This is a genomic window from Streptosporangium vulgare (assembly GCF_042428775.1).
GTDB lineage: Bacteria > Actinomycetota > Actinomycetes > Streptosporangiales > Streptosporangiaceae > Streptosporangium > Streptosporangium vulgare.
Genome location: NZ_JBHMBS010000019.1, coordinates 163,388 through 172,397, shown reverse-complemented (window position 1 = coordinate 172,397; position 9,010 = coordinate 163,388). Strand labels below are relative to the sequence as shown.

The following is a 9,010-nucleotide window of genomic DNA, read 5'->3' as shown; positions in this document are numbered from 1 at the left end:
CGCTGGAACAACTCCCACAACTCATCAGGGACCAGCCGCTGAAGGAACGCATCCACGCCATATCCAACGAGCGATCGCCAAATGAGTCACGCTCTTAATCTCCTTCTCAAGAGACGAGCCGGCGCCCCCCGCGGTTCACCCGGCCGCCGTGCCCGGTCCCCTTTCCCGTACGGCCTGAGGGACGTACGGAACGGCTCGCCGGTCACGGTCGCGAAGTGTTCCGACGGCCCGGAGCCGCGACAGGCGTCGCCTGTCGCGGCTCCGGGACACGGGAACGCGTGATCGTTGACGGTCCCGGCCTCGGGATCGCGGGATCCCGGGATCTCAGCCGGGACGGTGACCTCGGCGGGAGCGGGACTCAGTCTCCGAGGAGCGCGTCCACGAAGACCTCGGGGTCGAACGGCGCCAGGTCGTCGGGCCCCTCGCCGAGGCCCACCAGCTTGACCGGGACGCCCAGCTCGCGCTGCACGGAGATGATGATGCCGCCCTTGGCGGTGCCGTCGAGCTTGGTCAGGGCGATACCGGTGATGTTGACGACCTCGGCGAACACCTGGGCCTGGCGCATCCCGTTCTGGCCCGTGGTGGCGTCGAGGACGAGCAGGACCTCGTCGACCGTGGCCTTCTTCTCGATGACCCGCTTGACCTTGCCGAGCTCGTCCATCAGGCCGGTCTTGGTGTGCAGCCGCCCCGCGGTGTCGACGATCACCACGTCGGCCTTCTCCCTGATGCCCTCGGCGACGGCGTCGAAGGCCACCGAGGCGGGGTCGCCGCCCTCGGGGCCGCGTACGACCGCGGCGCCGACCCGGTCTCCCCAGGTCTGCAGCTGGTCGGCGGCGGCGGCGCGGAAGGTGTCGGCGGCGCCCAGCACGACCTTGCCGCCGTCACCGATGAGGACGCGCGCCAGCTTGCCGGTGGTGGTGGTCTTGCCGGTGCCGTTGACGCCGACCACGAGGACCACCGCGGGACGCTCGCCGTGCGGCGTGACGTGCAGCGTACGGTCCAGGTCGACGCCGATCTGGACGAGCAGCTGCTCCCTGAGCAGGGCGCGCGCCTCCTCGGGCGTCCGGCTGCCCAGCACCTTCACCCGGGTGCGCAGCTCCTCGACCATCGCGCGGGTCGGCGTCACGCCGACGTCGGCGGTGATCAGGGTCTCCTCGATCTCGTCCCAGGCGTCGTCGTCCAGACGGTCGCGGGAGAGCAGCTCCAGGAGCCCCTTGCCCAGCGTGCTCTGCGACCGGGCCAGGCGGGCGCGAAGCCGGACCATCCGCCCGGCGGACGGCGGCGGAACCTCGATCACCGGCGCGACGACGGTGACCTCCGCGGGCTCCACCGGCTTGGCCGGAGGCGGCACGGTGGTCGTCGACGCGTCGTCGTCCACGACCGTGCCGCGGCCCGGGGCCCGCGTCTCCTCGGGGATCGACGGCGCCTGCGGCGGTTCGACCCGCGGCGGCGCGGTCCTGCCCCCCGACCTGAACAGCAGGAGCATGCCGCCCCCCGCCAACAGGGCGATGACGACGATGATCGCGATTATGCCGAGATAGGCTTCCACAAGAGCACAGTTTTCCAGACGCCCCGGGATGCTCCGACACCCCGGTGCTCCGGTTCGGCCCGTGGTCCCTCACCGGCCGCCGCCACGCGGCCCCGCGGATCCGCGCCTCCCCTGGAGAACCACTCCCCCGAAGGCCCCCGAAGCCCCTCGAAGACCCCCGAAGCTCCCTGAAGAACCGTCTCCCCGGCTCAGACGGGCTCGTGTTCCCTCAGGCGCTGGCTGATGACCTGGGTGACGCCGTCCCCGCGCATCGACACGCCGTACAGCGCGTCGGCGATCTCCATGGTGCGCTTCTGGTGGGTGATGATGATGATCTGCGAGGTCTGCCGGAGCTCCTCGAAGAGGGTGAGCAGGCGCTGGGTGTTGGTGTCGTCCAGCGCGGCCTCGACCTCGTCCATCACGTAGAACGGCGAGGGGCGCGCCTTGAAGATGGACACGAGGAACGCCACCGCGGTCAGCGACCGCTCGCCGCCCGACAGCAGCGAGAGCCGCTTGACCTTCTTGCCCGGCGGCCGGGCCTCGACCTCGACGCCTGTGGTCAGCATGTTCTCGGGATCGGTGAGCAGCAGCCTGCCCTCGCCGCCGGGGAACACCCGCGTGAAGATCGTCTCGAACTCGCGGGCCACGTCCGCGAAGGCCGCGCCGAAGACCTGTTCGACCCGGTCGTCGACCTCCTTGACCACGAGCAGCAGGTCGCGGCGGGTCTTCTTGAGGTCCTCCAGCTGCGAGGTGAGGAACGAGTGCCGCTCCTCCAGTGCCGCGAACTCCTCCAGCGCGAGCGGGTTGACCTTGCCGAGCTGGGCCATCTGGCGGTCGGCCGCCCTGGCCCGCTTGAGCTGCTCGTCACGGTCGTAGGGAACGGGATCGCCGTCGGCCGTCGGGATCGGCTCGCCGGGGCCGTACTCGGCGATGAGGGTGTCGGCCTCGACGCCGTACTCCTCCACCGCCCGGCTCTCCAGCTGCTCCAGGCGGAGCCGCTGCTCGGTGCGGGCCACCTCGCTGCCGTGCGCCCGGTTGACCAGCTTGTCCAGCTCGCCGGAGAGCTCCCGGACGCGGATCCTGACGGCCTTGAGCGAGGCGTCGATCTGCCCGCGCGCCCGGTCGGCCTCGTCGCGCTCGCCGGCGGCGGCCCCCAGGGAGGTCTCCAGCGCGCGCAGCGCCAGCTCGGCGCCCCGGACGACCGCCTGGGCCGTCCGGGCCTGCCTGCGCCGCCACTCGCGGCGCTCGGCCGCCCTGGAACGCTCCTCGCGCTCGCGCTCGGCGGCGCGCGTCAGCTCGTCGGCCCGGCCCTCGATGCCCCTGACCCGCTCCTCCGCCGTCCGTACGGCGAGGCGGACCTCCATCTCGTCCTGCCTGGCCGTCGCGCAGATCTCGGCGAGCTCGTCGCGGAGCTCGGTGGTGGGCTCGGTCTCCAGCTCCTCGGCGCCGACGGCGGCGGCGAGCCGCTCCTCCAGCTCGGCGAGACCGGCCGCGTCACGGTCGCGCGCCTCCTCGGCGGCCCGCACGCCCCCGGCCAGGCGCTCGCACTCGTCACGGGCCGCCTTGGCCGCGGCACCCAGCTGGGCGAGCCGCCTGGCCACCGCGGCGACCTTCTGGTCGGCGTCACGCTGCCTCGCCCTGACCCGGTCCAGGGCGGCCTGTGCCGCGTTCACCCCGGCCTGCGCGTTCTGTACGCCCGTCTGCGCCTCGGCGACCCGCGCCTGGGCGGTCTCGACCGCGAGCTGCGCCTCCGCCTCGGCCTCGGCGGTCTCCTCCAGCTCCGCTCCCGCCCGCTCGGCGGCGACCCTGGCCTCCGCCAGGTCCGCGGCGGCCTCGTCGAGGGCGGCCCGCATCTGGAGCGCGGAGGTGCCGCCCGCCGAGCCCCCCTTGGCGGCGTGGGTGCCCAGAAGATCGCCGGACCGGGTGACGGCCCGCAGCTCGGGACTCTGCTCGACCGCCTTCCTCGCGGTCGCGAGATCGTCCACGACCAGCACGTTCGCGAGCAGGTGGGTGGCGGCGGCCCGCAGCTCTGCGGAGACCGTGACCAGGTCGATCGCCCACTCGGCTCCGGCGAGCGGCACCCGGCCCGGTGAGCCCGGTGAGCCCGCCGAACCAGCCTCGCCCGGCCCCGCCTCGCCCGAGGCGATGACGAGGGTGGCGTGGCCGCCGTCGTGGCCCCTGAGGAACTCGATCGCGTCGGCGGCGCTCTGCAGCGACTCCACGGCGACGGCCTCCGCGGCGGCCCCGAGCACGGCCGCCACGGCCACCTCGGCGCCGGGCCGCACGGACAGCATGGTCGCCACCGGGCCGAGCACCCCGGCCAGGTCGGCGGCGAGCAGCGCGGCGGCGCCGTCGGCGCCACCGGCCAGGCCCATCTCCAGCGCCTCGAACCTGGCCTCGAGGGCGGCCACCTGGCGCTGCGCCTGCTGGTCGGTCTTGCGGGCGGCGGTGAGGGCGGCCCTGGCGGCGCCGAGCGCGGAGCTGGGGCCCGCGACGGCCGCCTTGGCCTCCTCGACCCCTGCCCTGGCCAGCTCGACGGACTCCCTGGCCTGCTCGACCGTCTCCAGGGCGATCTCCAGCTCCTCGGCGAGGGCGGGGTCGGCGGACGGCTCGGCGCGCTCCTGGCCGTCATGCGTGGCCTGGGCCTCCTCGGCGCGCTGCTCGGCCTCCTCCAGCGAACGCCGCAGCCTGCCGATCTCCTCCTCGGCGGCCCCCGCCCGGCTGCGCGCGGCCCCGACCTGGCCCCTCAGCCTGGCCAGGCCCTCGCGGCGGTCCGCGGCCGCCCTGGCCTCCGCGGCCAGCCTGCGCTCCTCGGCGGCGAGCGCGGCCTCGGTCTCGGCCCGCCTGGCCACCGCTCCGGCGAGCGACTCCCGCTCCCCTTCGAGCAGCTCGGCCAGGACCCGCTCCTGCTCGCGGACCTCCTCGGCCTCGCGCTCGAAGTCCTCGGGGTCGCGTCCGCGCCGCTCCACGGCGGTGTCGGTGGCGTTCCGGTGCCGCTCGGCGGCGAGCCCGGCCAGGCCCCTGAGGCGCTCGCGGAGGGAGGAGAGGCGGAAGAACGTCTCCTGGGCGGCGGCGAGGCGCGGCTGGGCCTCGGCCTCGGCGGCCTCCAGCTCGGACTCGGCGACCTGGCCCTGCTCCAGCTCGACCTCCACCGCGGCGCGGCGGGTGAGCACGGCCTCCTCGTCGGCCATCTCCCGTTCCAGGGTGGTCCGCAGGGTGAGCACGTCGTCGGCGAGCAGCCGGAGCCTGGCGTCACGCAGGTCGGCCTGGATGACGGCGGCCTTGCGGGCGATCTCGGCCTGGCGGCCCAGCGGCTTGAGCTGGCGGCGCAGCTCGGTGGTGAGGTCCTGGACCCGGGTCATGTTGGCCTGCATGGCGTCGAGCTTCCGTAGCGCCTTCTCCTTGCGCTTGCGGTGCTTCAGGACGCCCGCGGCCTCCTCGATGAACGCCCTGCGCTCCTCGGGCCCCGCGTGCAGCACCTGGTCGAGCTGGCCCTGCCCGACGATGACGTGCATCTCACGGCCGATGCCGGAGTCGGACAGCAGCTCCTGGATGTCGAGCAGGCGGCAGGTGTCGCCGTTGATGGCGTACTCGCTCTGGCCCGCCCGGAACATCAGGCGGCTGATCGTCACCTCGGTGTAGTCGATCGGGAGCATGCCGTCGGTGTTGTCGATGGTCAGCGTGACCTCGGCGCGTCCCAGCGGGGCCCGCGAGGAGGTGCCGGCGAAGATGACGTCCTCCATCTTGCCGCCGCGCAGCGACTTGGCGCTGTGCTCGCCCATCACCCAGGCCAGCGCGTCGACCACGTTGGACTTGCCGGAGCCGTTGGGGCCGACGACGGCGGTGATGCCCGGTTCGAACCGGAGCGTGGTGGCGGAGGCGAAGGACTTGAACCCGCGCAGGGTAAGGGTCTTGAGATACAACGAAACCCCCCATCCACGGCGCGGCCGCGCCGGCCGGCGTGTCACGCGCCGTGTCCCGGGCGCCGGTGAACGTGTCTTGCCTCGTCAGCCCACGGTCAGCCCACGGCTTCGGTCAAGCGGGAAGACTACCGTTCTTCACCCGCGCCCGCCCGCGCACCGCCTATGGTGCCCTGCATGGACTCGGAACGCGGTGGGGGCGAGGCTCCATCACACCCATCGGGCGGCGGGGGTCTCCTCAGGCGGCGCGCCTTCCTCGTGGGGGGCGGGCTGGCCGCGCTCGGCCTCGGCGGCGCCGCCCTGGCGGCCGGGCCGGAGGGCTTCAGGAACGCGTACGCCCAGATCGTCTGCGGCGCGGTCCCCGAACCTCCGGTGACCTCGCCCGGAACGCTTCAGCGCAGCCGGGTCGACCGGCGGCGCGTGATCGTCGGGCTGCCGCCGGGGGCGGGGGACGGGCTCCCCGTGGTGGTCCTGCTGCACGGCGCCGCGGGTGACGCGCGCACGCCGTTCGACGTCTACGCGATCGACCGCTATCTGGCCGCGGGCGGCGGACGCTTCGCGCTGGCCTCCATCGACGACTGGCCCTCCGCCGACATCCCGGGCACGCTGCTGCCGTACCTGACCACGAACGGGATGGACACCGCGAAGATCGGGCTGATGGGCTGGTCCGCCGGAGGCGCCGGGGCGCTGAGGCTCGCCGCGGAGCTCGGCCCCGAACAGGTGGGGGCGGTGGTCGCGGCGTCGCCCGCGGTGAGCGCGGCCCAGGCGCCGCTGCGCGAACTCGTGGACATCCCGGTCTGGCTGGGATGCGGCGAGCGCGACGCGTGGGCCCGGCAGACCCAGACCATGCTGAAGGGCCTGAAGGCACTGGGTGCCACAGCCGAGGGAGGGATTACCGAAGGGTGCCAGGACACGGCCTACCGCCGCAGGGTCTTACCCGAGCAGCTGGCCTTCCTGGCACGACATATAGGACACACGTGACGGCTGTGACGTGCGTTTCGATATGACAAGGGACGCCCCGACGAGGCGTCCCTGGACAGTGTGTTCCGCCCCGGCCCCGTTAGGTGAGGGCCGGTTCGCGATCCTGCAGACGGTTGAACTCCTCGTCGCGGGTGCCGGCCGCGAGTTCGTCGTTCTGGGCCTGGAGCCGGGTGAGCTCTCCCTCGAGATCACGGATGCGCTGCTGGAGACGACGCATTTCCGAGACCATACGAGGGTCGGGACCGCCGACGTGGCCGAGTAGAGCCTTCGCCATAGTAAAGGGTCCTCCACGCTGAGTGACCAGACTGGTTCGCGCACTTCTTTACCGCGGGAGGGGTGCGCGTGGTTCTTTATCAAGAGTCGCACCGGTGAGGGAGACGGTCAAGTTGAACGCTCCGGATGGATGCACCAGTAGGCACTCTCGACGGTCAACTATACCTTATTTTGGGCGGTTTGGGGAAGTGGTCAGCGCTCGACAAAACCCTGGAGACCACCTTTGGTCTCGCTCCAGCGCTCGACGACCCCGTCGACCCGGCCGGGGGTGTTCCCGTCCCTGAGCAGACCGAGCAGCGTGGCGCACGCCTTCTCGGGGCCCTGCGCGACCACCTCCACCCGGCCGTCGTCCGTGTTGCGCGCCCAGCCGGCCAGGCCGAGCTCCAGCGCCCTGGCCCGCGTCCACCAGCGGAAACCCACGCCCTGCACGTGTCCCCTGACCCAGGCCGTCAGCCGTACATCCGTCACGCCACTGCCCCTCTCGGCCTGGGCTGGCAGCGGGGGCAACTGTAGGAGGAACGGTTCATGAACGACTCGCGGACGATCGGGGAGCCGCACCGGGAGCAGGGTTCGTCACGCCGACCGTAAACCGCGAGGGAACGATCGAAGTAACCGCTTTCCCCATTGACATTCACGTAAAGACTGTCGAAGGATGTGCCGCCCTCGGACAGGGCCGCGGACATCACCCCTCGGGCCGCGGCCAGCAGCTCGGCCACCTTCGGCCGGGTCAGCGTCGCGGTGGGACGGGCGCCGTGCAGCCTGGCCCGCCAGAGGGCCTCGTCGGCGTAGATGTTGCCGACGCCACTGATCAGCGACTGGTCCAGGAGGGCCCGCTTGACCTCGGTCTGGCGGGCGCGCAGCCGGTGGGCGAAGCCGTCGTCGTCGAACTGTTTCTCGAACGGGTCGGCCGCGATGTGCGCGATCGGCTCGGGCACCGCCCGGCCGCCGGCCTGCGTCATGCCGGTCACCAGCACGTGACCGAAGGTCCGCTGGTCGACGAAGCGCAGCTCGGGACCGCCGTCGGTGAAGGCGATCCGGACGCGAAGGTGTTTCTCCGGCGCCGAGTCAGGCTCCACGACCAGCAGCTGGCCGCTCATCCCGAGGTGCGCCAGGATCGCGTCGGAGCCGCCCAGGGGCAACCAGAGGTATTTGCCCCTGCGCTCGGCGGGACCGACCGTGCGGCCCTCCATGCGGGCGGAGAACTCCACGGCGCCGGGGGCGTGCCGCCTGATCGCCCTCGGGTGGAGCACCTCGGCGCGGGCGACGACCCGGCCGGAGACCCATCGCTCCAGGCCGCGGCGTACCACCTCGACCTCGGGCAGCTCGGGCATGCGTCTCTCCTCGAACGAATCGGGCGACTCGAACGACCGGCCGGCCGGTCAGCTGGCCTCGCGCCGCTCGCGGTCCTCGCGGATACGGTTCCAGGCGGCCTCGGCGGCCTGCTGCTCGGCTTCCTTCTTCGAGCGCCCGGACCCCGAACCGTACGCCTCGCCGCCGACGCGGACGACCGCGGTGAAGGACTTGGCGTGGTCGGGACCGCTCTCCTCGACATGGTATTCGGGCACGCCGAGCGACTCGGACGCGGTGAGCTCCTGCAGGGAGGTCTTCCAGTCGAGCCCGGCACCGAGCGAGGCGGAGCGGGTGATGAGCGGGTCGAAGAGCAGGTGGACGACGCGGAACGCCTCGTCCAGGCCCCTGTTCACGTAGACCGCGCCGATGAGCGCCTCAAGGGTGTCGGCGAGGATCGAGGACTTGTCGCGGCCTCCCGTGCCCTCCTCGCCCCGGCCGAGCCGCAGGAAGCGGCCCAGGCCCAGCGAGCGGGCCACGTCGGCGAGGGCGCGCATGTTGACCACCGCGGCCCTGAGCTTGGCCAGCTGCCCCTCGGGCAGGTCCGGGTGGTTGCGGTAGAGGGTGTCGGTGACCACCAGGCCCAGCACCGAGTCGCCGAGGAACTCCAGGCGCTCGTTGGTCGGCAGGCCGCCGTTCTCGTAGGCGTAGGAGCGGTGCGTCAGCGCCCGCTCCAGGATGGCGACGTCAAGGCGCACCAGGAGGAGGCGCTCCAGCTCTTCCTTGACGAACTCGACTGCGATCGGCTTGACGCTCGTACCCACGGCTTCTCCTCGCACGTTCTCTCAGCGAATGCGCGATGGCGAAGGAAGGAACGAGAGATGCCCGAAGATGTGGTGGGCGCCGGGAGGGCACGCGTTCTACCGCGAACCCCGGCGTCCACCACAGCCGCGGGCGGACCGCCATCGCAGGGGGTGCAGACGGTGACGCCGACCGGGGCCCGTGGAGGACCCGGCCGGCA

Annotated in this window: 7 protein-coding genes; 1 reads left to right on the top strand and 6 read right to left on the bottom strand. The window is 72.6% G+C overall.

Features of this window, described 5'->3' with window-relative positions; translation table 11 throughout:
• Positions 1-358 precede the first annotated feature (358 nt).
• Together ftsY and smc are read right to left on the bottom strand one after the other, a co-directional pair.
• Positions 359-1,549: a signal recognition particle-docking protein FtsY gene (gene ftsY / locus ACFFRH_RS31515; RefSeq protein WP_344748166.1), complete on the bottom strand. Its 1,191-nt coding sequence runs from the start codon at positions 1,547-1,549 to the stop codon at positions 359-361.
• 188 nt (positions 1,550-1,737) lie between these two features.
• Entirely contained in the window at positions 1,738-5,451 is a 3,714-nt protein-coding gene (gene smc, locus ACFFRH_RS31510; protein WP_344748165.1) for a chromosome segregation protein SMC, read from the bottom strand.
• Between the two features lie 174 nt (positions 5,452-5,625).
• Here smc and ACFFRH_RS31505 point away from each other — a divergent pair, with 174 nt between their 5' ends.
• Positions 5,626-6,429: an alpha/beta hydrolase-fold protein gene (locus tag ACFFRH_RS31505; RefSeq protein ID WP_344748164.1), complete on the top strand. Its 804-nt coding sequence runs from the start codon at positions 5,626-5,628 to the stop codon at positions 6,427-6,429.
• 79 nt (positions 6,430-6,508) lie between these two features.
• Here the strand turns inward: ACFFRH_RS31505 and ACFFRH_RS31500 are convergent, their stop codons facing one another.
• From ACFFRH_RS31500 to rnc, 4 genes are all read right to left on the bottom strand, one after another.
• Positions 6,509-6,703 carry a hypothetical protein gene (locus ACFFRH_RS31500; protein WP_344748163.1) on the bottom strand — a complete coding sequence of 65 codons (195 nt, stop codon included), beginning with the start codon at positions 6,701-6,703 and terminating at the stop codon, positions 6,509-6,511.
• Positions 6,704-6,894: 191 nt separating this feature from the next.
• Positions 6,895-7,170 (bottom strand): acylphosphatase, encoded by a 276-nt coding sequence (locus ACFFRH_RS31495; RefSeq protein WP_344748162.1) that lies wholly within the window; start codon positions 7,168-7,170, stop codon positions 6,895-6,897.
• Positions 7,167-8,033: a bifunctional DNA-formamidopyrimidine glycosylase/DNA-(apurinic or apyrimidinic site) lyase gene (gene mutM, locus ACFFRH_RS31490; RefSeq protein ID WP_344748161.1), complete on the bottom strand. Its 867-nt coding sequence runs from the start codon at positions 8,031-8,033 to the stop codon at positions 7,167-7,169. Before mutM ends, ACFFRH_RS31495 begins: the two co-directional genes overlap by 4 nt.
• Before the next feature lie 48 nt (positions 8,034-8,081).
• Positions 8,082-8,765 (bottom strand): ribonuclease III, encoded by a 684-nt coding sequence (gene rnc / locus ACFFRH_RS31485; RefSeq protein WP_329094214.1) that lies wholly within the window; start codon positions 8,763-8,765, stop codon positions 8,082-8,084.
• Positions 8,766-9,010 lie beyond the last annotated feature (245 nt).

Coding starts and splice junctions, on each gene's coding strand:
- ACFFRH_RS31505 (WP_344748164.1), top strand. CDS start 5,626: ATGGACTCGGAACGCGGTGGGGGCGAGGCTCCATCACACCCATCGGGC.
- ACFFRH_RS31500 (WP_344748163.1), bottom strand. CDS start 6,703: ATGGCGAAGGCTCTACTCGGCCACGTCGGCGGTCCCGACCCTCGTATG.
- mutM (WP_344748161.1), bottom strand. CDS start 8,033: ATGCCCGAGCTGCCCGAGGTCGAGGTGGTACGCCGCGGCCTGGAGCGA.